The organism is Marinobacter sp. H13, from assembly GCF_059072335.1.
The window spans coordinates 4,153,297-4,177,914 of sequence record NZ_JCACRU010000001.1; the positions used below are offsets into that span (position 1 = coordinate 4,153,297).

Below are 24,618 nucleotides of genomic sequence, written 5' to 3' on the forward strand. Positions count from 1 at the left end.
CGGAGTACACTTGCGTTGATCATATAGGACTCATAATGAGCGAGAGCTTTGCGGATCTTTTTGAAGAAAGCCTAAAAGAAATTGACATGCAACCGGGTTCCATCGTCCAGGGAACCGTTGTAGACGTCGATAACGACTGGGTCACCGTTAACGCCGGACTGAAGTCCGAAGGCGTTATCCCCGCCTCCCAGTTCCTTAACGAAAAAGGCGAGTTGGAAATTGCTATCGGCGACGTTGTCGATGTAGCTCTCGACGCTGTTGAAGACGGCTTCGGTGAGACCCGTCTGTCCCGTGAAAAGGCCAAGCGTGCAGAAGCCTGGAAGGTACTCGAGAAGTCCTTCGAAGCTGAGGAAGTGGTTAAAGGTATCATCAACGGTAAGGTCAAGGGTGGCTTCACCGTCGATCTGGCCGGCATCCGTGCCTTCCTGCCTGGCTCGCTGGTAGATGTTCGTCCGGTTCGCGACACCGCGCACTTGGAGAACAAAGAACTCGAATTCAAGGTTATCAAGCTCGACCAGAAGCGTAACAACGTGGTTGTTTCCCGCCGCGCCGTTCTGGAAGCTGAGAACAGTGCCGAGCGTGAAGCTCTGCTGGAAACCCTGACCGAGGGTATGGAAATCAAGGGTATCGTCAAGAACCTGACCGACTACGGCGCGTTCGTGGATCTGGGTGGTGTTGACGGCCTGCTGCACATTACCGATATGGCCTGGAAGCGCATCAAGCATCCGAGCGAAATCGTTAATGTTGGCGACGAAATCAGCGTCAAGGTTCTGAAGTTCGATCGTGAGCGCAACCGTGTTTCTCTCGGCCTGAAGCAGCTGGGCGAAGATCCCTGGGTTGATATCAAGGGTCGTTATCCGGAAGGCAGCAAGGTTACAGCACGCGTTACCAACCTGACTGACTACGGTTGCTTTGCTGAGTTGGAAGAGGGTGTTGAAGGTCTGGTTCACGTATCTGAAATGGATTGGACCAACAAGAACATCCATCCGTCCAAGGTTGTCCAGGTTGGCGACGAAGTGGGCGTGATGATTCTGGATATCGACGAAGAGCGTCGTCGTATCTCCCTGGGTATCAAGCAGTGTGTATCCAACCCGTGGGAAGACTTCTCCAGCAACTTCAACAAGGGCGACCGCATCTCCGGTAAGATCAAGTCAATCACTGACTTCGGTATCTTCATCGGTCTGGATGGCGGCATCGACGGTCTGGTTCACCTGTCTGACATCAGCTGGAACGAGACTGGCGAAGAAGCGGTTCGTGAATACAAGAAGGGTGACGAAGTTGAAACCGTTATCCTGTCTGTTGATCCGGAGCGTGAGCGTATCTCCCTGGGTATCAAGCAGCTCGAAAGCGATCCGTTCGCCGAGTTTGTGCAGCTGAACGACAAGGGCTCTATTGTTAAGGGAACCGTGTCTGCAGTTGATGCCAAGGCAGCTACCATTGCCCTGAACGACGAAGTTGAAGCGGTACTGAAAGCCTCTGAAATCAGCCGTGACCGTGTTGAAGACGCACGCAACGCGCTGAAAGAAGGCGAAGAAGTTGAAGCGAAGATCATCAGCATCGATCGCAAGAACCGCATCATCAACCTGTCTGTGAAGTCCAAAGATGTTGAGGACGACAAGCAGGCACTGGAAAACGTGCGGACCAAAACTGCGGAAACTTCCTCTGGTGCGACCACCATCGGTGATCTCATCAAGGAGCAGATGCAGCAGCAAAACGCCAACAAGGACTAATCTTCCGGTTGGTACGAAAAAAATGGGCTCTAAGAGCCCGTTTTTTTTGTGTTTTTTTCTGGTTTGGCTAAACTAGGTAGTCATGGGAATCCGGTAACCGACGGCCAAATAAAAATGAAAGAGGGAAACGCCTCATGACGAAGTCCGAACTGGTCGAGCTGATTGCTTCCAAGCAAACTCAGCTCTCCGTTAAAGATGTCGAACTGGCTGTAAAAACCATCATCGAGCACATGTCTCAGTCGCTTGCCGATGGTCAGAGAATAGAAATCCGGGGATTTGGCAGTTTTTCCCTTCATCACCGGGCCGCGCGTACCGGGCGCAATCCGAAAACCGGTGAGGCTGTTCAGTTGCCAGCCAAATATGTGCCGCACTTCAAACCCGGCAAGGAATTGAGAGAGCAGGTCAACGACAGCTTGAAGAAAGGCTTTTAACAGCTGCTCAGGGAACGCGTATAATTCGGGCATCAATGCCCTTTGGGAGTGCTATCGCTATGGCAGGATTGCAGAAGATCCTCATTATTCTGTTGGTTTTGGTCCTGGTTCTGCTGGCACTGGTATTCTCGCTCAACAATCAAATGGCAGTCTCCCTCAACTTTCTGTTGTTTGAAACCCAGCCCCATGGTGTTGCCGTCTGGATTATCATGGCATTTGTTGTCGGTGCCCTTGTTGGCGTGCTGATGACCATGCTGGCCACCGTTCGCAACTCGGTGTCCCGGCGAACCCTTCAGAAACGACTTGATCGCGCCGAGCAGGCATTGGAGAAATCCAGGGCCCAGAACGACCGGACTCTTTAATGGATATCGTATTACAGTGGCTGCTGCTAACAGTTGCAGTCGCCGTTGGCTGGCTTGTGGGCCGGCTGGGAAGCGGTGACAGGCGATCCGGCAAAACGATTTCCGATGAGGAATCGGTGAAGGACCGTCTCCAGTTCCTGTTCACGAACTACTCCGACCAGGCGGTTGAGAGTTTCGTCCAGTCCCTTGCGGTCAACAAGGATACTGTCAGTCTCCACCTCTCCATTGGCAGCCATTTCCGTAACAAGGGCGAAACCGATCGCGCCATACTGATCCACCAGAACCTTCTGGCCAGGCCCGAATTACCCCCGAGATTCTCCCCGCAGGTGACTCTCGAGCTTGCCCGCGATTACCTGAACGCGGGGCTGCTTGACCGCGCCGAGGCATTGTTGCACCAATTGATGGGCGACAAGGATTATGGTCGGCACTCCTCCCAGCAGCTCATCGACCTCTACCAACAGGAAAAGGAATGGGCGAAGGCTGCCGAAGTTGCCCGGACGCTGACACGTGGAGACGCCGACCCGGCAATGTTCAAAGTGCTGGCCTACCTGACATGCGAGCTGTCGGAAGAGTCCCTGAAACAGGACGACCGCTGGGCTGCCCAGAAACTGGCTAAGGAGGCGCTTGAGTACGATCGCTCTTGCGTGCGGGCCAATCTTATTATGATGAAGCTGCTGGTTCGGCAGGGCAGCTATCGCGAGGCAGGCAGCCAGTGCCTGAAAGTATTCGAACAGAACCCGGAGTTTGGGCCGGAAGCCATCGACCGGCTCATGAAACTTGAGCATGAGCACGGCGACATTGGCCGGTTGGCGAAAAAACTGCGCAAGCTTTACGAAAACTACCCGAGCACCAGTTTGTTGCTGGCTCTGGTGGAGTCCGTCGAGCGTGCCTCGGGGCGACCGGCTGCCATCGACTTGCTCAGGCAGGAACTGGAAACCCGCCCGAGTGTCCGTGGCTTGCTCAGGCTGGTGGAAATGGCCGGCTATGAGAAGGGCATGACCACTGATGAGGGCAGGCTGGTGAGCCGTATTGGCCACCTGATTCTCGCCAATCGTCCCGTCTACCGTTGTGTCAGCTGTGGTTTCTCTGGCCGTCAGCTGCACTGGCTTTGCCCAAGCTGCAAGCAATGGGAAACCTTGCGCCCGATCCAGGGTGTTGAAGCCGAATAAACCTTTACCGAATTTCCGCAGGACAAGTGAACGTGCAAACCGCTAACGATCCCAAGATCATCGTCGCCCTCGATTTTCCCTCCCAGAATCCTGCCCTTGAGCTGGTCGACAAACTGGACCCGAGCAAATGCCGCCTGAAAGTGGGTAAGGAACTGTTCACCCGTTCCGGCCCGCAATTGGTTGAAGGGCTTCAGAAGCGTGGATTCGACGTATTCCTGGATCTGAAATTCCATGACATCCCGAACACCACCTCAGCTGCCGTTGCAGCTGCCGCCGATCTCGGTGTATGGATGGTCAATGTGCATGCCTCTGGTGGCGAGAAAATGATGACCGCCTGTCGGGAACGTCTGGAAAGCTTTGGCGCGGATCGCCCGCTGTTGATCGCCGTCACGGTCCTCACCAGTATGAACGCCGACGACCTCGTCGGCATCGGCATCACCGATTCCCCGGAAGCACAGGTGTCCCGACTGGCAACCCTCACCAAAAATTGCGGCCTCGACGGCGTCGTCTGCTCCGCCCAGGAGGCACCGAAGCTTAAAGTCGAGCAGGGCGCCGACTTCAAACTGATCACACCGGGTATCCGCCCCCTGACGGCCGATAAAGGCGACCAGCAGCGCATCATGACGCCCACAGATGCCCTCAAAGCCGGTTCCGATTACCTCGTGATCGGCCGTCCGATTACTCAGGCGTCTGACCCGCTGGCTTCCTTGGAGGCTATTCACTCCGAAGTGATTGGACTCTAGCCCTATCCGGCCCTCGAATCCTGACCTAGCCTTTGAGTAATGGTGGCAGGGACAGCTGGCAGGGCTTTCCAAAACACGCTACAAGCACGTCCGTGTGCGCTTGTTTCGGGCCGTCCATGGCCCTCTACAGTTTTGGAATGCCCTGCCAGCTGTCCCGTTTAGACCTTCCAGTTGACCGCATTTTCCCGAAAGACAGATGCAGGCTTAGGTCGGATTATGCTGTGCCAATCCGACCTACATTTAGGTGCAAATTCTAGCCGCATATCCTTAGGTGCCTTTCGGAAACTCAGCGAATAAGTCGGGAGTATATCGTTGGGTCTGGATCGGTGGTGTGGGGTTGCCCTCCCAAAAATGTCTGTGGCCATGGATGGCCACAGTCAAGCGCACATGGACGTGCTCGTAGCGTTTTTTGGGAGGGCGACCCCACACCGCCAGCCCCGAATGCAGCAGGCTAGGGCAGGAGCACGCACCACCACTCAAGATGTGGTCAAAAAACGTAATGCAAAAGAGAAGGCAATAAAAAACCCGCTAACTCAGAGAATTAGCGGGCTTTCAGAATAGTGGCTCCCCGAGCTGGGCTCGAACCAGCGACAAACGGATTAACAGTCCGTTGCTCTACCAACTGAGCTATCGGGGAACGTCGTCGTGTGACGAGGCGCGTATATTAAGTTGGCAATACCGCCCCGTCAACCCCTGGCCAGAACTTTTTAGCCAAGCGCTTTCTGAAGGCGTTCGACAGCCTTTTCCAGGTTTTCCATGCTGGTCGCAAAGCTCAGGCGCATGTGGCCAGGGCAACCGAAGGCGGAACCCGGGACCAGTGCCACGCCGGCGTCGGTCAGCAGTTTCTCGGCGAATTCAACGTCGGTGCTGACGCTGGAATCCGCATCGATGGCGCCCTGGAAGCTGGGGAACACATAGAAGGTACCGTCGCCGTTCAGGCATTCAACGCCTGGCAGCTTGTTCAGTGCTTCTACCAGCCAGTCGTGGCGTTCCTTGAAGGCCTTGACCATCTCGCCCACGCAGCCCTGATCGCCATCCAGCGCAGCCTGTGCCGCTGCCTGGGAGATGGAGGCCGGGTTGGAGGTGCTCTGGGACTGGATCTTCTTCATTGCACCGATGATTTTCGCCGGGCCCGCGGCGTAGCCGATACGCCAGCCAGTCATGGAGTAGGCCTTGGATACGCCATTCAGGACGAAGGTGCGGTCATACAACTCAGGCGTGGCGTTCAGGATGTTGCAGAACGCTTTGCCGGTCCAGAGGATCGGCTCATACATATCGTCGGTGGCGATCATGATGTTCGGGTGCTTCTTCAGCACCTCGCCGATGGCCTGCAGCTCTTCGAGGGTGTAGGCCATGCCGCTCGGGTTCGAGGGGCTATTGATCACGAACAGGCGGGTACGCTCGGTAATCGCGTTTTCCAGCTGCTCCGGAGTGATCTTGAAGCGGGTTTCAGCACCGGTTTCGATAATCACGGGTTTGCCTTCAGCCACCAGCACCATATCCGGGTAGGAAACCCAGTACGGGGCAGGGATGATGGCTTCGTCACCCGGGTTCAGTGTGGCAAGTGCGAGGTTGAAAAAGCTCTGTTTGCCACCACTGCTTACCAGTATCTGGTTGGCTTCGTAATCCAGGCCGTTGTCCCGTTTGAACTTCGCAATAATCGCTTTTTTCAGGGCTGGCGTACCATCCACAGCAGTGTATTTTGTCTGGCCGTTATTGATGGCTTCAATGGCTGCCTGTTTGATGTGATCAGGTGTGTCGAAGTCCGGCTCGCCGGCACCCAGGCCGATAATGTCCTGGCCTGCTGCGCGGAGTTCCGCGGCCTTGTTGGTGACTGCGAGGGTGGGAGAGGGCTTGATAGCCTGTACTCGGCTGGAAAGTTGAAGGTCCAAACTTGCGCTCCTTAAAGCTGCGTCTGATAGGGCTGCGACCGCCGGGTGCCAGAGCTGCTGGCTGATTTACGCCCAGCCGTCGATCGCACTGATGGTATCATGAAGCCAGTGTATCGCTAAATTTCTCGAATGGCAGGGGCTGTTTCGCCCGTGCGTCGGTTTTACCGGAGGTTTCCGCCAGTTATGGCCAGTAATCAGGCAAACGTTTCCGCCAGAGAGGGTGTGTTCCAGGTTGATTCACCGTTCCAGCCAGCGGGCGATCAGCCCAAGGCAATCGAGGGGCTGGTGGATGGTATCCACTCTGGCCTGGCACACCAGACGTTGCTGGGGGTAACCGGCTCCGGTAAAACCTTCACCACCGCTAATGTCATCCAGCAGGTCCAGCGGCCTACCATCATCATGGCCCATAACAAGACGCTGGCCGCTCAGCTCTATGGTGAGTTCAAGGAGTTCTTTCCCGACAATGCGGTGGAGTATTTCGTTTCCTACTACGACTACTACCAGCCAGAAGCCTACGTGCCCTCGTCGGACACGTTTATCGAGAAAGACGCCTCCATTAACGAGCACATCGAGCAGATGCGTCTGTCTGCCACCAAGGCATTGCTGGAAAGGCCGGATGCCATCATCGTGGCGACGGTGTCGTCTATCTACGGCCTCGGTGACCCGCAGTCCTACCTGAAGATGATGCTGCATCTGGACCGGGGCGATCAGATCGATCAGCGATACATCCTCCGGCGCCTGGCCGAACTTCAGTACACCCGGAACGATATCGAGTTCCACCGGGCCAATTATCGGGTTCGGGGCGATGTGATCGATGTATTCCCGGCGGAATCCGAGAAGGAAGCTATCCGCATCGAGCTCTTCGATGACGAGGTTGAGAATCTCAGCTATTTCGACCCGTTGACCGGTGAGGTCCTGCGCCGAGTGCCACGGGTCACCATCTACCCGAAATCGCATTATGTGACGCCCCGGCAGACGGTGCTGGATGCGGTCGAGCATATCAAGGTGGAGCTGGATGAGCGGCTGCAACAGCTGCGGGACAACAACCGCCTGGTGGAAGCACAACGTCTGGAGGAGCGCACCCGGTACGACATCGAAATGATGCTGGAGCTGGGCTATTGCAACGGCATTGAGAACTACTCGCGCTACCTCTCAGGTCGCCGCCCAGGTGAGGCACCGCCGACACTGTTTGATTACTTACCGCCCAATGCCTTGCTGGTGGTGGATGAATCTCACGTGACCATTCCCCAGATCGGCGCCATGTACAAGGGCGACCGGTCCCGGAAGGAAACCCTTGTTGAGTACGGTTTCCGCCTCCCATCGGCGCTGGATAACCGACCCATGAAGTTTGAAGAGTGGGAGCGAATTGCGCCCCAGATGATCTTCGTATCCGCAACCCCGTCCACTTACGAGGCCGAGCATGCGGGTCAGGTGGTGGAACAGGTGGTGCGTCCCACTGGCCTGCTGGACCCGGAAATCGAGGTGCGTCCCGCGTCTACCCAGGTGGACGATCTGCTTTCGGAGATCCATACGCGGGTGAAGGTGAAGGAACGGGTTCTGGTGACCACGCTGACCAAGCGTATGGCCGAGGATCTCACCGACTTCCTGATGGAGCACGACATCAAGGTTCGCTATCTGCATTCGGACATCGATACCGTCGAGCGGGTGGAGATCATCCGGGACCTCCGGCGGGGGGAGTTCGATGTGCTGGTGGGCATCAACCTGCTGCGGGAAGGTCTGGACATGCCAGAAGTTTCGCTGGTGGCCATCCTAGATGCGGACAAGGAAGGTTTCCTGCGCTCCGAGCGCTCACTGATCCAGACCATGGGTCGTGCGGCGCGGAATGTTCACGGCAAGGCCATTCTCTACGGTGACCGGATTACAGGCTCCATGCAGCGGGCCATTGATGAGACAGAGCGTCGCCGGGCCAAGCAGGAAGCTCACAACCTGGAGCAGGGCATTACCCCGCAGGGCTTGAACAAGAAAATTGCCGACATCATGGAAGGTGCCGGAGGCGGCGGTCGTGGCCGTCGCAAGGCCGAGCGCCCGGGGCAGAAAGCAGCCGAAGAGGCGGAACAGTATCGGGCCAAGGCTGGCAATCGGTCGCCGGAGGAGGTCCTCAAGGAAGTGTCCCGGCTCGAGGATGAAATGTACAAGGCCGCTTCCGAGCTGGATTTCGAAACTGCCGCCCGTCTGCGAGACGATATTGCCGAGTTGAAAGAGGCGGCCCTGCGGACCGGCTGATCAGGCCGGCCGCTTGGGCCCTACGATGATCGCAGCCTGCAATGGCTGGTTCCTGCCGTACCGTGAAATCTGGCTGAATACCCGTTTATCGACTGGCAGATATTGCTTGTCGGCGACGGTTTCGCCCATTTCCACGTCTATTTCCGGATCGTGCAGGTACACGAACTGGTCGTCAATCGCACAGACGGTTACCCAGTGGGGGACGCGGCTTCGGTTCAGTTGCCAGGTGCTGATAAGGATCACCGGAACCCGGCCCTCGTGCAGGGCCTCTGCCATGGCTTCCAGAGTCAGCGGGTCGTGGTGCAACTGTATGCCGGTCTGGCCGATGTCATGCAGAAAGCCCTCATGGACCAGTTCAAGGACCCGCTTTTTGTCCTCGCTTCTGACGGTGTCCTTGAACAAAGCACCTTCCATGCTGATCCACGCACTGGCTTCAAAGCCCCGGTTCCAGGCGGCGAGTGCCAGTCCGTGGGGGCCGCAGCCGCCGTGGCCGGCAAGCATGAAGATGGTGGTCGCCTCCCGCCATAATCTCAGTTCTTCCAGCGTTGTCAGCGGTTGCTGCTCATCCAGGGCGGCCATGGCCATGATCAGGGCGGCGGGGCCGCAGGAAAAATCCGTGGTCTGCGGGTAATAGGGCACCGCGGGGAATTCCCGGGACGGCTCGTAGAACAGGATTCGCCGCTCAAAACGCAGGGCAGTGCCGTGGTCTTCGTAGTAGTCCCGGTAGGTGCCAAACTGGCGATAGCCCAGGCGCTTGTAGAGTGCGATTGCACCTTTATTATCTTCACGGACCTCCAGGCGCATGATAATACGGCCGGCATCCACTGCTTCGGATTCCGCCTCACGCACCAGCTTCTCGCCTACGCCCTGGCCGCGCACCGTTGGCGAAACAGCAATGGAGTAAATGCGGGCCAGCCGGGTAGCCGCGCTCATCAGAACCAGGCAATAACCCACCAATTCGCCATCGGCCTCAGCCACAATCAACCGGTCCCTGGGCATTTCCAGAAAACGGCGAAAGCTGCGCCGGGACAGACGGTCCTCGGTGAAACACCGGTTTTCAAGCGCAACCAGAGCGTCGAGGTCCTTGCTGGTGGCTTGTCGGAGCTGGAAATCAGGCATTGAGAGACGGCCTTGAAAAACGCGAGGAGGGCATGCTGGTGGGCTTCCCGTACTCCGCTATTATGTTTGAGAGTCAGGGTAACGCAAAGACCGCAAGGATGCGTAAAAGCACGCATTATGCGCCGATTGTGCAGCGATTGTGACCGGCGTATTGTGACCTCAATTACCACAGGCAAGACCTTTCAGGGAGGAATGCCTTCAATGTCCCGATTGCTTATCGTAGTGGACCGCGCCAAAGACTGGGCGCCTTATTACCCCAGTGAGGACGTGCTGACGTTTGACCAGTACCTCCAGTTCTCAGCTCCGCCCGCCAGTCGGGTGAGGGTCATCAACCTGTGTCAGAGCGCCCGTTACCTGAGCAAGGGGTATTATTGTTCACTCCTGGCGGAAGCCCGTGGTCACCATGTCGTACCCTCGGTGATGACGCTCAATGATCTCGGCCGCAAAGGACTGTTTTCACTTGAGCTGGAAGAGCTTGATGAAAGCGTCATCAACTGGCTGGAAGCAGCGGGTTCCGCTATTGACCCTGCCAGTGATGAGCGCGCGGCCACCCATGAAGTGCGCATTCGGACCTACTTTGGCCAGGCCGAGCACCCGGATCTGAAGCCGGTCGCCCGGGCGCTGTTCGAGCGGTTCCCTTGTCCGATTCTTGAAATTGTTTTCAAGCGCCGCAAGCAGTGGCAGATCGAGTCCATGAAGCCGGCGGCTCCGGCGGATCTGGGCGAGCAGGAGCAGGACGTGTTCGCGGCGGCCCTGGATCGTTTCAGCAGCATGGTCTGGCGTAAGCCACGGACCCGACGCCGTTACCGCTATGATCTGGCGGTGCTGGTCAATCCCGATGAGGAGATGCCGCCGAGTGACAAGGTTGCCCTGAAGCGTTTCGAGAAAGCCGGTCGCAAGCTGGGTATCAACGTTGAGCAGATTACCCGGCGGGATTATATGCGCCTGCCGGAATACGATGGGTTGTTCATTCGTGAGACCACTGCCATTGATCATCACACCTACCGGTTTGCCCGCAAGGCGGCCGCTGAGGGCATGGTGGTCATTGATGATCCGGTGTCGATCCTCAAGTGCACCAACAAGGTGTTCCTTGCAGATCTCCTGAAGAACAACAAGGTTCCCACGCCCAAGACACTCATCCTGTCGAAAGATCAGAAGAACGCTGTCGAGCAGGTCATCAGTGAGCTGGGTTTTCCGGTAGTTATCAAGATCCCGGATGGTGCGTTTTCCCGAGGCGTAACCAAGGCCGAAGACGAGAAGACCCTCCGTGCCGGGCTGAGAGACCTGTTCAAGCAGTCCGCCCTGGTGCTGGCTCAGGAATACCTTTACACCGATTACGACTGGCGTATTGGTGTGCTCGGTGGGCGGGCCATCTACGCCTGCAAGTACATGATGGTGAAAGGCCACTGGCAGATCTATCAGCACAGCGAATCCGAGAGTGAGAGCGGTGGCTTTGAGACCATGCCCACGTATGAGGTGCCAAGGAATGTCATTCAGGCGGCCCTGAATGCCACCAGACTGATCGGCAACGGGCTGTACGGTGTGGATATCAAACAGTCAGGCAACCGGGTTGCCGTCATCGAAGTCAACGACAACCCGAGCATTGATGCGGGCGTGGAAGACCGCTTCCTGGGGGGCGAGCTCTACACCCTGATCATGCAGGAATTTCTTTCAAGGATGGAAGAGAACAGGCGTCGCTAGGTTATATGGCCGGCGGCTTTCAGGGGCCGGCCACCCATACCCGGACACTCCCAAACCAGGGGTAATCACCGAGCTCTTCCCTGATGTTTGAGGATGAGAAGACGGTTTCACCCTCGGGGCTGTCCAGGAACAGCTCCAGATGCACTTTGTTTTTCAGATAGTGCAGCCGGAGCCGGCTGTGTTGCGGCAACTCTCCCAGGTGTCGGGCCAGGATGGCCCGGATGTCTTCACGGGAGGGCAGGCGCTCGGAGGTCAGCGGCTGATCTTCGTCGTTTTCGGCGTCGATGTGGAAGTTGATGTCCCGGATGTTGTCCAGGGCATCCCGCATTCCCGAGACAACCTGCATGCCGATCTGATGCCCTTCCGATACGCTGATTTCCGGACGAACCACCAGGTGAATATCCAGCAGAATGTCGTGCCCCATACGACGGCTGCGAAGTTCATGCACGTTGCGCACTCCGTCTGTGTCCCGGGCGATACTCTTGAGCATCTCCGTGTCCTCCTGGGAGAGGCCGGTATCCACGAGTTCCTTGACGCTGTCCCAGGTAAACTTCCAGCCAATGTGGATAATGATGCCTGCGATCACCACCGCCGCGAACACATCAAGCCAGACCATGCCGAGCATGGCGCCGGCCGTGGACACCAGAACCACGACTGAGGAGAACGCATCGGTTCGGCTGTGCCAGGCATTGGCGATAATCAGATCCGAGCGGATCTTCAGGCCGACGTGGCGTGTGTATCGGAAAATCCATTCCTTGCCCGCAACAGACGCTGCAGCTGCCACCAGAACCGGCCAGCCAGGCACAGTATCCACGCCACCCTCTATCAGGCGTAGGGTATTTTCCCAGGCCAGGGCGGCGCCAACGGCAATCAGGATGCTGCCCAGAACCAGAGTGCCGAAGGTTTCGATTCGCTGATGGCCATAAGGATGGTCGTCATCCGGCTCCTGGCGGGATACCTTCATGACGCCAAGAACAACCAGATCAGAGGCAACATCCGTAAAGGAGTGAATGCCATCCACCAGCAGGGCCTGGGAGTTAAAAAGAGCACCACCAATGACTTTTATGACCCCGAGTACGGCATCGAGAATCATTCCGATAATGGTCACGCGCGAGGCCGCCTTCATTTCGCCCGCGAGGTTTTCCCGGTGCTGTTGGGCGGGGGAAATCGGCTCTTGCATTGATGCACTCCAGATCAGAAGACAGGTGCCAGTATAACGTTATTCCCACGGGCTTTGGCAGGGGTGGCTAAAAGAGGGGATTTCAAGTGATTTATGCACATCATTGCAGAACGATGACTGGGTAACATTTTGTTTAGTATTTGTCGACAGCCATGAGAAAAATATATAAACGATTGAAAATAAACATAAAAATAACTGATCAAAAAATGATCAATTTGTAGATTGGCGCAGTTATCAAGGGATGGCAACCGTTGCCCCGCGATTTTCAACAGGTTTATCCACAGATTCCGTGGAAAAGGTCATGAGAGTGCCATGATACAGTCATTTACAGCTGATTTGGTTCTATCCCGGGATGCTGTGGAAAACTTCCGGTATACTCCGCCCACTTGGATCAGGGGAGTTTTTTCAGATGTACGGCGTTATCCGCAATCTGCTTTTCCGCCTTCCAGCGGAGCAAGCTCACAATGTTGCATTGAATGGTCTCGATCTTGCGCACCGATTAGGCGTTTTGAGCGCTTTTTCACCAAAGATAGATTCATTGCCAGTGAATGTTATGGGGCTGGATTTTCCGAACCCCGTCGGGCTTGCCGCAGGTCTGGATAAGAACGCCGATCACCTCGATGCGCTTGGCGCCCTGGGCTTCGGTTTTATTGAAGTCGGTACCGTGACGCCTCTGGCGCAGCCCGGCAACCCCAAACCACGGATGTTTCGGCTGCCGGAGCATCAGGCCATCATTAACCGGATGGGTTTCAATAACGAGGGACTGGACCACTTGCTGGCCCGTGTGGATCAGCGCCGCTACAAGGGCGTGCTTGGAATCAATGTTGGCAAGAACAAGGACACGCCCAACGACCAGTCCGAATCCGATTACCGGAAGGGAATTTCGGCAGTTTACAGTCGGGCCGATTACATAACGGTGAATGTGTCCTCGCCCAACACGCCCGGCCTTCGGGATTTGCAGTTTGGAGACTCCCTGAAAGGCCTGCTGGAGGCCATCAAGGACGAACAGTTCCAGTGTGAGAAGGAGCATGGCCGGTATGTGCCTGTGGCTGTGAAGATCGCCCCGGACATGGACGATGACGGTATCCGCTTCGTGGCATCCGCCCTGCGTGAGACGGGCCTTGATGGCGTGATTGCCACCAATACAACGATCGGTCGGGATGCCGTGGCAGGTCATACCCATGCCGATGAGGCTGGTGGCCTCAGCGGTGCACCGGTGCGGGAGCCTTCTCTCAGGGTTATCCGGGGGCTTTACGCGGAACTGGGGGAATCACTACCGATTATTGGTGTCGGCGGCATTATGGACGGTGAAAGTGCAGCCGAGAAAGTCCGGGCCGGTGCCAAGCTGGTCCAGATCTACACCGGTTTTATTTACCGGGGGCCTGAACTTATTAAAGAGGCTGTTGAGGCTATCCGGCAGGTCAAGTGATTTACCGCGCCCCATAACGAAGGTGGGCCCGCTTAGCGGGCCCGAGCGGGGAATGAACCCCGTGGCGCTTCATCGCATGGTACGGGGCGGGAGGCCCCGTTTGGGTTGCTCTGAGTACTGCGTCAAATTGTGTGTAAAAAGATCAGATTAAGAATCGGGGTTAGTTGAGGCGTCACGCTGTCGTAACGTTAGCCAGTTTATGGATGCCGGATACGCCGGTCATGCCCTCCCATTGATCTGTGCGGCCTTCTCGCCACCCGTTCAGCCATTCCTGGCGAACTTCCGCCTGTTCAATCGGGCAGCTGTCTTTGGATTTTCCGGACACGCCAGCGAGATAACCCCGCTTGAATGCACGAGCGTACATGTCTCTTTTCTGTCTTTTCATGCCGTTCCTCACTGATGGATTAACAGAACAAGCGTGTACACATCTGCAGTGGCTGCGACCAGTGTTATCCGCTCCGGGATAACCCACTATTGTCAGCTCAAGCCAGAGCAGTCAGGATCCTGTTAACGGAAGGTTTGCACCCTTCCGGAACAACGCGTCACTTACAAGGTAAATCGAACCTTTAGCGGATGTACACTAATTATTTCATCTATGTGACGCTTTTTTTATAGTTATATGAACTAAAAATTTTGCTGCGATTTTCGGAATAGCCTTTATTTCGGAAACTTACCTCAAGCCGTCCAGGAACCAGGAGTTGAACTTGTCCAAATCTGTATTTTTCGTAACTTGCCCGAAGGGGGTGGAATACCTACTGGCGGACGAGCTCAGCACCTTTGGTCTGGATACCGTACGCAATGCCCCGGCGGGGGTTTGGGTGGAAGGTTCTCTGGAGGGTGGGTATCGCGCCTGTCTATGGTCGCGTCTCGCCAACCGGGTGATCCTTCACATTGATGAAGTGGATGCCAACAGTGGCGATCAGCTCTATGACGGCGTTGTGCACATGGATTGGCAGCAGCACATTCCTGTGCATGGCAGTTTCCGCGTTACGTTCCTCGGTCAGAACGAGGCCATCCGCAATACTCAATATGGCGCTCAAAGGGTCAAGGACGGCATTGTGGACCGGTTTCAGGCCAATGGCGGACCGCGGCCTTCAGTGGATGCCAAGAACCCGGATGTCATTGTCTCCGCGCGACTCAATCGTGGCCGCTTGTCCCTGGGCATTGATCTGAGCGGGCACAGCCTGCACATGCGCGGCTATCGTACGGATCAGGGCATGGCACCCCTGAAGGAAAACCTGGCCGCGGCATTGCTGATGCGAGCGGGCTGGCCGGAAATCGCCGCCGCCGGCGGCGATTTCGTGGACCCGATGTGCGGTTCAGGCACCCTTGTAGTTGAAGCTGCCATGATGGCGCTGGATATGGCGCCAGGCCGCAAGCAGGAAAGGTTCGGTTTCGAGAAGTGGCCGGGCCATCAGCCGGAGCTCTGGTTATCGCTGCGCCAGGAGGCGGAGCGTCGCGCCCACGAGGGCAAGCAAGGGCGGATCCCGAGAATGGCGGGCTTTGACCAGGACAGCCGGGTCATCGGGACCGCCTGGAAAAACATCCAGAGGGCAGGTCTGGAGAATGTTGTGCACGTTGAGGCTCGCGCAGTCGATGCCCTGGCACTGGAAGGCGACTGGTCTGATCAGGGGCTGGTCCTCACCAATCCCCCGTACGGTGAGCGGTTGAGTGAGCGCAGGGAGCTGGGCGGCTTGTACCAGGCCCTGGGCGACGCGGTTAAACGCTGCGTTCCAGGCTGGCGCCTCGGTGTATTTACCGGAGCCCCGGAATTCGGCAAGTCCATCGGATTGAGAAGTTACAAACAATACCGGCTTTTCAACGGCAAGCTGCCCGCCCAGTTGCTGCTGTTCGAGATAAATGAAGTGAGCGCCGTGACACCGAGGACCCCGGATATTCCCGGTGAGGTCACCCCTCGGATTGCCAATGAGGAACGCGCGGCCATGTTGCGCAATCGCCTCAAGAAGAACCTGAAGACCATTGGGCAGTGGGCAAGAAAGCAGGGCATTGGTTGCTACCGCCTCTACGATGCCGATATGCCGGAGTTTGCGTTGGCGATCGATATCTATGAGGGGCGGGTGCACGTGCAGGAGTATGCGGCCCCGAAATCGGTGGATGAGCGTGCTGCTCGAGAACGCCTGGCGGAGGCCCTTGCAGTCATTCCCGAAGCACTGGGAGTGGAGCCGGAGGATATGGTGTGCAAGCAGCGCCAGCGGCAAACCGGCACCAATCAGTACGAGAAGCAGGCAGTCAGTGGCGAGTTTTTCAGGGTTCACGAACACGGCTGCGTGTTGAAGGTGAACCTCAAGGATTATCTGGACACGGGTCTGTTTCTGGATCATCGACCGGTGCGGCACTGGATTCAGCAGCACTCGGCAAACCAGCGATTCCTGAACCTGTTCTGTTATACCGGCGCGGCCACTGTTCACGCTGTTGTTGGAGGCGCCAGCCGCTCGCTCAGTCTGGATATGTCAAAGACGTATGTCGGCTGGGCCGAGGAGAATCTTGCGCTGAACGGAGCCGACCCCAAGAAGCATCGGGTAGAGCAGGCAGACTGCCTGGCCTGGCTGGCAGACCGGAAAACGGCGGACCAATGGTTTGACCTGATTTTCATGGATCCGCCGACCTTTAGCAACTCTGCCCGTATGGCCGGCGTTCTGGATATCCAGAAGGATCATCCCACGCTGGTTAGGCAGGCCATGGCAAGGTTGAGTTCCGACGGGTTGCTGATCTTTTCCAACAATTTCCGACGCTTCAAGCTGGACGAGACACTGGAAAGCGAGTTCGAGGTTGCTGAAGTGACGCGGGATACCCTGGACAAGGATTTTCAACGCAACGCCCGCATTCACCGGTGCTGGCATATTCGCCACAAGGCTTAATGGCGATCTGGTAGCGGGTCGGATCAGCAACACGAGATCCGGCCGGCCGTTCAGAACTCGTAGCGCAGTCCGCCGGAAAACTGGAAGGTGTTCACATCCGTTCCTGTGTCTTCGAAAAGCTTTCCGCCTTCGAAGACCAGAAACGTATCGTCCATCACTTCGAAATCAAGCCCTGCAATCCAGCTGATGGAGAAGCCGCTGTCCGGGAACTCGCCTTCGAGATCCAGGTAGGGGTTGTTGCGATCATTTGCGGGATCGCTGATCTCGCCTTCGCCGTGGATATAGGAAAAGCCGAACTGGCCGTAGAGGTTTGCATAGTCGGTGATCGGGTAGTGCAGGCCCATGTACCAGCTGGCGTAGTAGTCAACGCTCAGCGTCAGGTCACTGTCCGGTACCTCGGCGTCTTTGAAGCCGCCACCGGCCCGCAGCTCGGCGTGAAACAGATCGGTTATGTGGCCACCCACCACCAGTGTTCCGCCTGTGCCCCAGGCGGTTTCCTTGGTGTTTTCACCGATGGTGCGGTGGTTGTAGGTGGTTGCCAGCAGCCCGATGTAGTGTTTGTCGGCCCTTGGCGTTTCCTGGGCCAGGGCGGCCTGGGATGCGAGGAGCAGGGCAGGGACAAGCGGACAGACGAGGGGCGTTCGCACAACCTTGTTCATTGTTATCGGGCTTCCTGACATGGGCAAATACGGGCTGATTCTGCCTCGTGTAACCGTTTGTTACGTCGACCCGTGTCACACTTCCCCCTGTCAATTCCTGCTGTTTCTCAATCCTCGTCGAACAGGCCCTCTTCCCGCGCCATCAGCAGCAGTGCGTAGACGCCATTTTCAGGCAACTGGGGTTCCAGGCTTTCCTCGAACAGGAGCTGGCGGCGGCGGTCTTCCAGGGTTTCGCTGTCCAGGCCTGTGATCAGCTCACTGATGGGTGCGATTTCGAACGGGGCCTCCTGTGCCACGGCCGTGAAAATGAGGTCTACCAGAATCTCGTCCGGATCGAGGCCGTCCACGAAGACGGTCTGGTCGGGCAGATCCTGGTGCAGTTCCCGGGCCAGCTCGATCAGGGGCACGCCCTGTTCTTCAAGGTAGAGGAGGTCGACATCGCCCAGGTCACCGTCTTCCGGGAGCCAGTCGTCGGAAGGGGCGATGACCACGGTTTTCATTCGGCCGTCTTCCAGCGACCAGGCCATGGCGGTGGGAAAAAGCGCGTCGTCGGTCTGGCAGTATTCAATGTCGAGAAATCTCGGTGCTGGCACGTTGGGCTCCCGGTGATGGTTGATTTGTGACCCGGTTATAGGGAATGTCCGTTGACGCAGTATGAGGCTTTACGGCTTCATGCCATACTGTTGGCGCAATTATCTTTTAATCAGGGACATCATGGAACACGCTGAATTTAACAAAGATTTATTGAAGTTTCTGAACACTTCCCCCACACCCTGGCATGCGGTCGACACCATGAAACAACGGCTGAGTGCGGCCGGGTTTCAGGAGCTGGATGAGCGGGAAGACTGGTCGCTGGTGAGCAACCAGGGCTATTACGTTGTCCGCAACGGCTCCTCAATTGTCGCCTTCCGAACCGGCAGCAAAGATGTCACCACCTCGGGAATCCGCATGGTGGGTGCTCATACCGACAGCCCCTGCCTGAAGGTCAAGCCGAACCCTGAGCTCCGCCGCAAGGGCTTCTTTCAGTTGGGTGTCGAAGTTTACGGTGGTGTGTTGCTGAATCCCTGGTTTGACCGGGATCTTTCCCTGGCCGGTCGGGTGACGGTGCTGGATGAAGACGGCAAGGTACGGGACACCCTGGTGGATTTCCGTAAGCCTGTGGCATTCATTCCGAGCCTGGCAATCCATCTTGATCGAGAAGCCAACAGCAATCGCACGGTTAACCCACAGACCGATCTGCCACCGGTTCTGATGCAGGTTCCTGAAAGCGATACCACCAGCTTCGTGGATCTACTGTCCCAGCAGGTCAAGTCCGAGACCGGGCTCACTGTCCGCAAGGTCCTGGGTTACGAGCTCAGTTTCTACGATGCCCGTGAAGCCTCGTTTGTCGGATTGCGTGATGATTTCATCGCCTCGGCTCGCCTGGACAACCTTCTGAGTTGTTACATTGGCCTCCAGTCGCTGCTGAAAACCTCCGGGGACGAAGCCGCGTTGCTGGTCTGCAACGATCACGAGGAAGTTGGCAGTATGTCTGCCGAAGGTGCACAAGGGCCGTTCCTGACAGCGGTTCTGGACCGCTGGGTCGGCGCTGGCAAGGCTCGTGCTATTGCCAACTCAATGATGGTGTCGGCGGACAATGCCCATGGCATTCATCCGAATTACATGGATAAACATGATGAGAATCATGGCCCGATTCTCAATCAGGGGCCGGTGATCAAGGTCAACCATAACCAGCGGTACGCCACCAACAGTCGATCGGCAGCAGTTTACCGGCACATCAGTGACGAGCTGGGGTTGCCTCACCAGACCTTTGTGGTTCGGAGCGATATGGGCTGTGGCAGCACCATTGGGCCCCTGACGGCGGGGAACCTGGGTGTAACCACGCTGGATATTGGCGTGCCCCAGTTCGGTATGCATTCCATTCGGGAGCTGATTGGCACCGAGGATGGGTTCACGTTGTTCCGCGTGCTGACCGAATTCATGCAGCGCGAGCAGATTTTCTGAGGCCGTAAACGAAAAATGCCGCTGGTTCAGAAGAATCAGCGGCATTTCGGAATAAGTGGCTCCCCGAGCTGGGCTCGAACCAGCGACAAACGGATTAACAGTCCGTTGCTCTACCAACTGAGCTATCGGGGAACAGCATCAAGTGGCGCGCATATTAAGCGCTTTGGTTTACGGGGTCAACCCCCTGATATGAAAGGCTAAAAATTGTACGAAAGCAGGACTCTTCACTACCGGCCCCCGCCGTGGTTGCGCAATGGCCACGTTCAGTCTGTCTGGCCCACACTGTTTCGCAAAGTCCCGATGGTAGAACCGGAGCCGGAAGTGATCGCCACACTGGATGACGACGAACTGCACCTGGACTGGTACCGGCAGGGTAGCGATCGCCTGGCCATCGTGTCTCACGGTCTGGAAGGTCACAGCAGGCGGCCCTACGTGCTCGGTTTAACTCGCGCCCTGCTTCGGGAAGGCTGGGATGTTCTTGACTGGAACTTCCGCTCTTGTGGCGGGGTTATGAATCGGCAACCGCGGTTCTATCACAGCGGCGCCACCGAGGATCTCGGCCTGGTGGTCAACCACGGTTTGTCAGGTGCTTACGACACCCTGTTTCTTTCCGGGTTCAGCATGGGGGGCAATCTGACGCTGCTTTATCTGGGCGAACAGGGCGAGCGTGTTGATAGCCGGATCTGCGGAGCCGTTGCCTATTCGGTTCCCTGCGACCTGGCCGGCAGCGCAGATATGCTGGCGTTGCCCAGCCGAAAGATCTACATGCAGCGCTTTCTCCGGGATCTGAAGGTAAAAATGGAGGAAAAGGCGGAGAGGTTTCCGGACCTGATTGATATTTCGGGGTTTGATGCCATTCGCAGCTTTCATGAGTTTGATGACCGCTACACCGCGCCTCTGCACGGTTTCCGCAATGCCCGGGATTACTGGGCCCAGTGTTCAGCATTGGGGCGCATGCGAGATATCCGCGTGCCGGCGCTGATGGTAAACGCCGCCGACGATCCGTTTCTCTCGGCGCGCTGTTTCCCGGAATCCCGGCGGGAGCTGGGCGCTCATATGCGCCTCGAAGCTCCTCGTTGGGGCGGCCACGTCGGGTTTGTCGAGCATTCGAAAGATGGCTTTTATTGGTCAGAGCGCCGTGCGCTGGCATTCCTCCAGGGATTGACCTGAACCATCTTTATTGCAGGATCGGTTTGAGCACCGGCCAGACATTCTCCAGCAGTTTGCCCTGGGCTTCCTCGGTCGGGTGAATCCCGTCGTCCTGCATCAACCCGGCCTGGTTGTAGATGCCGTCGAGGAAAAAGGGAACCAACGCGGTGTCGTATCGGTCAGACAGCTTCGGATAGATTTCGGCAAACATCTCTGTGTAGCGCTGTCCGTAGTTGGGCGGTATCTGCATGCCCACCAGTACGGCGCGAGCACCCGAGGTCTGCACCTTTTCGATCATGGAGGCGAGATTGGATTCGATTACGTTGGGGGGAAAGCCGCGAAGGCCATCATTGCCACCCAATTCAATGACCACGACGTCGGGCTCGTTCTCCTCAAGGAGATCAGGCAGCCGGCGGGCACCGCCATCCGTGGTTTCTCCGCTGATGCTGGCATTGACCACTTCCCAGTCGCTCAACCCTTTGCTCTCGAGCCGGTTTCTCAGCAACTGCACCCAGGCAGTTTCGGAGGGCACTCCATAGGCCGCACTGAGGCTGTCACCTACGATGAGCAGCGTGTTTTGACTGGCCACTGCCGGCAGCGCCAGCACGGCAAACACGAGAAAAAGAATTGATCTGACGTACACCAATGCCGTATGCATAGACAACCAATACACCTTTAAGCCGTTTTCGAGACCCAGGATCGGGAGATTCCGTGAATCAGATGACCAATGTTAACCCGGATAGCCAGAGCCCAATGTTACGGGTAGATAACCTGACCCACCGCGTCAGTGTTGAAACCGATACGCTCACGATCTTGCAAGGGGTCACTCTCGAAATCAATCGGGGAGAATCCGTAGCCATTGTCGGGCGCTCCGGTTCTGGTAAAACCACCCTGTTGGGTTTGCTGGCGGGTCTTGATACGCCCAGCGAGGGGACGGTGGAGCTGGACGGCTCGGTGATCAGCAAGCTCAGCGAGGATGAGCGGGCAAAACTCCGCGCACACCGGGTTGGTTTTGTATTCCAGTCTTTCCAGCTTTTGCCGGCGCTAACCGCGCTCGAGAACGTTATGTTGCCGCTGGAACTTGCCGGCATGGCGTCGCCGGAGAAGAGGGCCCGTGAGCTACTGGAACGGGTTGGGCTTGGCGAACGGCTGACCCACACACCCAGACAGCTCTCCGGTGGTGAGCAGCAGCGGGTTGCCATCGCGCGGGCATTTGCGTCTGAGCCGCTGATCCTGTTCGCTGACGAGCCGACGGGTAACCTGGATAACCGCACCGGTCAGGCAGTGTCTGATCTCTTGATGGCGTTGAACCGGGAGCAGGGCACAACGCTGGTGATGGTAACCCACGATGAACACCTGGCGGCTCGCTGCAATCGGCAGTTCCATATTGAAGCCGGCGTTCTGAGCGAACCGGAAGCAGCCCAGGAGATGGCGCGCTGATGGCTGCTGCAAAAAAACTCATGTCGGTTCGCCGGGACTGGCGGGAACGGGATGTTCGCGTCGTTCTGGCCGCTCTCATCATCGCCGTTGCCACTGTCGCCACCATTGCCCTGTTTGCCAGTCAGCTTCAACGCACCCTGGTTTCTTCAGCCAGCTCGTTCCTGGCAGCGGATCGCCAGCTTGAGGCAGAGAATGGCCGACCGATTCCGGACGCCTGGCTTCAGGAAGCCGCCGATCAGGGCCTGAAAACCGGTCGAATGGTGGAATTCTCCACCATGGTGTTCGGTGACGAGAATTTCCAGCTGGTGTCAGTCAAGGCCGTGAGCAATGAATATCCGCTTCGTGGCGATATCGAAATCCAGCGGAACCCGACAGGTACCCGGGAGCTGGTAAATCAGGGGCCCGGGCCAGGAGAGGTCTGGATCAACCCGCGCTTGCTCAGGCTGCTGGATCTCGAAGTCGGCGAGTCGCTTGAAGTTGGTAATCTGAATCTTACCGTGTCCGGCCTGCTCATCCGGGAGCCGGACGGCGGTTTCCGGCTGTCGGCACTGGCCCCCCGCGTGATGATGCATGTGGATGATGTGGCCGCCACCGGGGTCATCCAGGAGGGCAGCCGGGTTGAATACGTCTACCTGTTTGCCGGTGATGAAGCTGCGCTGGAATCGTACTACCAATGGTTGGAACCCAGACTCGAACCCAGTCATGAATGGGCGGGTGTCCGGGATGGCGAGACCTTCTCGCGCTCACTCGAGCGAGCCGAGCGATTCCTGCTGTTGGGTGGCAGTCTTGCAGTCCTGCTTGCCGCCGTGGCCGTGGCTGTGGCGAGTCGTCAGTATGCCCTTTCCCAGCGCGATACCGTGGCACTTCTGAAAACGCTGGGGCTCAGCGGTGCAGGTATTGGCGGTTTGTACCTCAAGCGCCTCGCGCTTTGGGGTGTCACCGGCATCGTGGGCGGACTGCTGGTCGCGATGCCGCTGTATTGGTTGCTGATTCACATGCTGAGCCAGGTGCTTGAGCGCCCGGTGGAATTTCAGCTCGATCCGTCTGCATTGGTGCCCGCCTTGCTGACGGCACTGGTCTCTCTGTTTGCGTTTGCCTATCCTCCCGTTCGCAGGCTTCGCAATGTTCCGGCGATGCGTGTACTGCGCAGCCAGCCCGGTGAAACCGGGCGCGAGGCCCTGCCGGATATGATAATTGCCATTGGGGCGGTTTTCGGGCTTGTGTGGATGTATGCGGGCGAGCTTGCCTTGGTGGTTTCCCTTTTGGGGGGGCTTGCGTTGCTGCTCGGGGCACTTGGCCTGGTGGGTTGGCTGTTGGTGGCAACACTGCGCAAGGTTCGCGGCGGTGGTAACGCCTGGCGTTTGGCCCTGGTGGGGCTGTACCGGCATCGCCGGGCCAGTCTTTCCCAGATTGCCGTATTTGCGATGACATTGATGCTGGCGGCCACGCTGATATTGGTGCGTACCTCTTTGTTGACAGACTGGCAGGCCCAATTGCCGGATGACGCGCCCAATCATTTCCTGATCAATATTGCACCGGAAGCGGTCGAGGATGTCGATGCGTTCTGGCAGGAGCGTGGCCAGCCACTGGACAAACTTTACCCGATGGTTCGAGGACGCTTGACCGAACTCAATGGTCAGCCGGTCAAGGAGACGGTCAGCAAGGATGAGAATGTTAACGCTCTCAACCGTGAACTGAACCTGACCTGGATGTCGGCCTTGCCGGACGACAACGAGATAGTCGAGGGCGCCTGGTTTGGTGAAAACCAGAAGGAAGGTGTCTCGGTGGAAGCGGAGCTGGCCGGAAAGCTGGGACTGTCACTGGGCGACGAACTGACGTTCACCATTGGCTCGGAAAAGGTGACAGAAGCCGTCACCAGTATTCGGACGGTCCAGTGGGACAGCATGAAGCCCAATTTCTACATGGCGTTCCCGCCGGAGGGCGGGCTCACCGAGATGCCCGCGACCTGGATTACCAGTTTTTACCTGCCCAAGGACAAGAAAGATGCCCTGAACGAATTTTCCCGGCAGTTCCCGACGGTTTCCGTTCTGGAAATTGATCATGTGATCGAGCGGATCCAGGAGATCGTCCGTCAGGTAACCCAGGCGATTGAGGCCATTCTGGCGTTGATCCTTGCCGCCGCGCTGGTGGTGATGGCTGCAGTCGTCAGTGCGACGCTTCAGGATCGACAGCGGGAAGGCGCGCTGCTGCGAACACTTGGCGGGCGCCAGAGGTTGCTGGTTCGCAGCACCATGCTCGAATTTGCGTTGCTGGGTGGTTTTGCGGGTGTGCTTGGAGTGGTTGCCGCCGAAGCGGCAGTCTGGGCGCTTCAATTCAGGATGTTCGAGGGCACGTTCCAGTGGCACTGGCACGTGGTGCTGCCGATTCCAATCGTAAGCGCCGTTGTTCTTGCCCTGTTCGGCCGCTGGCAGCTACGGCCGGTGTTGAGTGTATCGCCGATGCTGTTGTTGCGACGCCTTGAGTAGC

20 protein-coding genes and 2 tRNA genes are annotated in these 24,618 nt (G+C 57.3%); 13 read left to right on the plus strand and 9 right to left on the minus strand.

All coding sequences use genetic code 11. The features are described from left to right. Positions 1-35: 35 nt before the first annotated feature. The 5 genes from rpsA (at position 36) to pyrF (ending at position 4,435) form a co-directional block, all read left to right on the plus strand. Positions 36-1,730, plus strand: coding sequence for a 30S ribosomal protein S1 (gene rpsA / locus AC5JQH_RS19385; protein ID WP_008172063.1), 1,695 nt, complete (start codon positions 36-38; stop codon positions 1,728-1,730). Positions 1,731-1,864: 134 nt separating this feature from the next. Then, entirely contained in the window at positions 1,865-2,161 is a 297-nt protein-coding gene (locus AC5JQH_RS19390) for an integration host factor subunit beta (RefSeq protein ID WP_008172061.1), read from the plus strand. A 59-nt stretch (positions 2,162-2,220) separates the two neighbouring features. Next, positions 2,221-2,523: a LapA family protein gene (locus tag AC5JQH_RS19395; RefSeq protein WP_008172060.1), complete on the plus strand. Its 303-nt coding sequence runs from the start codon at positions 2,221-2,223 to the stop codon at positions 2,521-2,523. Continuing rightward, positions 2,523-3,692 carry a lipopolysaccharide assembly protein LapB gene (gene lapB, locus AC5JQH_RS19400; protein WP_493791651.1) on the plus strand — a complete coding sequence of 390 codons (1,170 nt, stop codon included), beginning with the start codon at positions 2,523-2,525 and terminating at the stop codon, positions 3,690-3,692. The genes AC5JQH_RS19395 and lapB overlap by 1 nt, the downstream gene beginning before the upstream one ends. Positions 3,693-3,724: 32 nt before the next feature. Beyond that, the gene (gene pyrF, locus AC5JQH_RS19405) at positions 3,725-4,435 is read left to right on the plus strand and encodes an orotidine-5'-phosphate decarboxylase (RefSeq protein ID WP_008172058.1); all 711 of its coding nucleotides are present in this window, start codon (positions 3,725-3,727) and stop codon (positions 4,433-4,435) included. A gap of 561 nt (positions 4,436-4,996) precedes the next feature. On the opposite strand, the gene AC5JQH_RS19410 is transcribed toward pyrF, so the two are convergent. Together AC5JQH_RS19410 and AC5JQH_RS19415 are read right to left on the minus strand one after the other, a co-directional pair. After that, positions 4,997-5,072, minus strand: a tRNA-Asn gene (locus tag AC5JQH_RS19410). Between the two features lie 70 nt (positions 5,073-5,142). Further along, positions 5,143-6,327, minus strand: a complete 1,185-nt coding sequence (locus AC5JQH_RS19415; protein WP_008172055.1) for a pyridoxal phosphate-dependent aminotransferase — start codon at positions 6,325-6,327, stop codon at positions 5,143-5,145. Positions 6,328-6,510: 183 nt separating this feature from the next. Between AC5JQH_RS19415 and uvrB the strand changes: the two genes are divergently transcribed. Next, positions 6,511-8,571: an excinuclease ABC subunit UvrB gene (gene uvrB / locus AC5JQH_RS19420; RefSeq protein ID WP_491713439.1), complete on the plus strand. Its 2,061-nt coding sequence runs from the start codon at positions 6,511-6,513 to the stop codon at positions 8,569-8,571. On the opposite strand, the gene rimI is transcribed toward uvrB, so the two are convergent. Continuing rightward, a complete protein-coding gene (gene rimI, locus AC5JQH_RS19425; protein ID WP_273157741.1) occupies positions 8,572-9,690 on the minus strand; it encodes a ribosomal protein S18-alanine N-acetyltransferase in 1,119 nt (372 codons plus the stop codon). It abuts the gene before it with no gap. Between the two features lie 201 nt (positions 9,691-9,891). Here rimI and AC5JQH_RS19430 point away from each other — a divergent pair, with 201 nt between their 5' ends. Next, positions 9,892-11,391, plus strand: coding sequence for a RimK family ATP-grasp domain-containing protein (locus AC5JQH_RS19430; protein ID WP_053114956.1), 1,500 nt, complete (start codon positions 9,892-9,894; stop codon positions 11,389-11,391). A 19-nt stretch (positions 11,392-11,410) separates the two neighbouring features. Here AC5JQH_RS19430 and AC5JQH_RS19435 read toward each other — a convergent pair whose 3' ends face one another. Beyond that, entirely contained in the window at positions 11,411-12,571 is a 1,161-nt protein-coding gene (locus AC5JQH_RS19435) for a cation diffusion facilitator family transporter (protein WP_008172046.1), read from the minus strand. A 409-nt stretch (positions 12,572-12,980) separates the two neighbouring features. Between AC5JQH_RS19435 and AC5JQH_RS19440 the strand changes: the two genes are divergently transcribed. After that, positions 12,981-14,000, plus strand: coding sequence for a quinone-dependent dihydroorotate dehydrogenase (locus AC5JQH_RS19440; RefSeq protein WP_491713440.1), 1,020 nt, complete (start codon positions 12,981-12,983; stop codon positions 13,998-14,000). Positions 14,001-14,172: 172 nt separating this feature from the next. On the opposite strand, the gene rmf is transcribed toward AC5JQH_RS19440, so the two are convergent. Beyond that, positions 14,173-14,385, minus strand: a complete 213-nt coding sequence (gene rmf, locus AC5JQH_RS19445; RefSeq protein ID WP_008172042.1) for a ribosome modulation factor — start codon at positions 14,383-14,385, stop codon at positions 14,173-14,175. 319 nt (positions 14,386-14,704) lie between these two features. Here rmf and rlmKL point away from each other — a divergent pair, with 319 nt between their 5' ends. After that, positions 14,705-16,879: a bifunctional 23S rRNA (guanine(2069)-N(7))-methyltransferase RlmK/23S rRNA (guanine(2445)-N(2))-methyltransferase RlmL gene (gene rlmKL, locus AC5JQH_RS19450; RefSeq protein ID WP_493791649.1), complete on the plus strand. Its 2,175-nt coding sequence runs from the start codon at positions 14,705-14,707 to the stop codon at positions 16,877-16,879. A gap of 50 nt (positions 16,880-16,929) precedes the next feature. Here the strand turns inward: rlmKL and AC5JQH_RS19455 are convergent, their stop codons facing one another. Together AC5JQH_RS19455 and AC5JQH_RS19460 are read right to left on the minus strand one after the other, a co-directional pair. Beyond that, positions 16,930-17,538: an outer membrane beta-barrel protein gene (locus AC5JQH_RS19455; protein ID WP_014576805.1), complete on the minus strand. Its 609-nt coding sequence runs from the start codon at positions 17,536-17,538 to the stop codon at positions 16,930-16,932. Between the two features lie 107 nt (positions 17,539-17,645). Beyond that, positions 17,646-18,131 carry a hypothetical protein gene (locus tag AC5JQH_RS19460; RefSeq protein WP_014576806.1) on the minus strand — a complete coding sequence of 162 codons (486 nt, stop codon included), beginning with the start codon at positions 18,129-18,131 and terminating at the stop codon, positions 17,646-17,648. Positions 18,132-18,252: 121 nt separating this feature from the next. On the opposite strand from AC5JQH_RS19460, the gene AC5JQH_RS19465 reads away from it, so the two are divergent. Then, complete coding sequence (locus AC5JQH_RS19465; protein ID WP_092031804.1) at positions 18,253-19,542, plus strand: M18 family aminopeptidase; 1,290 nt, start codon at positions 18,253-18,255, stop codon at positions 19,540-19,542. Positions 19,543-19,598: 56 nt separating this feature from the next. Here the strand turns inward: AC5JQH_RS19465 and AC5JQH_RS19470 are convergent. Then, positions 19,599-19,674 (minus strand) — tRNA-Asn (locus tag AC5JQH_RS19470). Positions 19,675-19,842: 168 nt separating this feature from the next. Between AC5JQH_RS19470 and AC5JQH_RS19475 the strand changes: the two genes are divergently transcribed. Further along, positions 19,843-20,712 carry a YheT family hydrolase gene (locus AC5JQH_RS19475; protein WP_273085762.1) on the plus strand — a complete coding sequence of 290 codons (870 nt, stop codon included), beginning with the start codon at positions 19,843-19,845 and terminating at the stop codon, positions 20,710-20,712. 7 nt (positions 20,713-20,719) lie between these two features. Here AC5JQH_RS19475 and AC5JQH_RS19480 read toward each other — a convergent pair whose 3' ends face one another. Beyond that, positions 20,720-21,349 carry an arylesterase gene (locus tag AC5JQH_RS19480; protein ID WP_008172029.1) on the minus strand — a complete coding sequence of 210 codons (630 nt, stop codon included), beginning with the start codon at positions 21,347-21,349 and terminating at the stop codon, positions 20,720-20,722. A gap of 62 nt (positions 21,350-21,411) precedes the next feature. Between AC5JQH_RS19480 and AC5JQH_RS19485 the strand changes: the two genes are divergently transcribed. Both AC5JQH_RS19485 and AC5JQH_RS19490 read left to right on the plus strand, forming a co-directional pair. After that, positions 21,412-22,131: an ATP-binding cassette domain-containing protein gene (locus tag AC5JQH_RS19485; RefSeq protein WP_273085772.1), complete on the plus strand. Its 720-nt coding sequence runs from the start codon at positions 21,412-21,414 to the stop codon at positions 22,129-22,131. After that, positions 22,131-24,617, plus strand: coding sequence for an ABC transporter permease (locus tag AC5JQH_RS19490; protein ID WP_288365752.1), 2,487 nt, complete (start codon positions 22,131-22,133; stop codon positions 24,615-24,617). Before AC5JQH_RS19485 ends, AC5JQH_RS19490 begins: the two co-directional genes overlap by 1 nt. Position 24,618 lies beyond the last annotated feature (1 nt).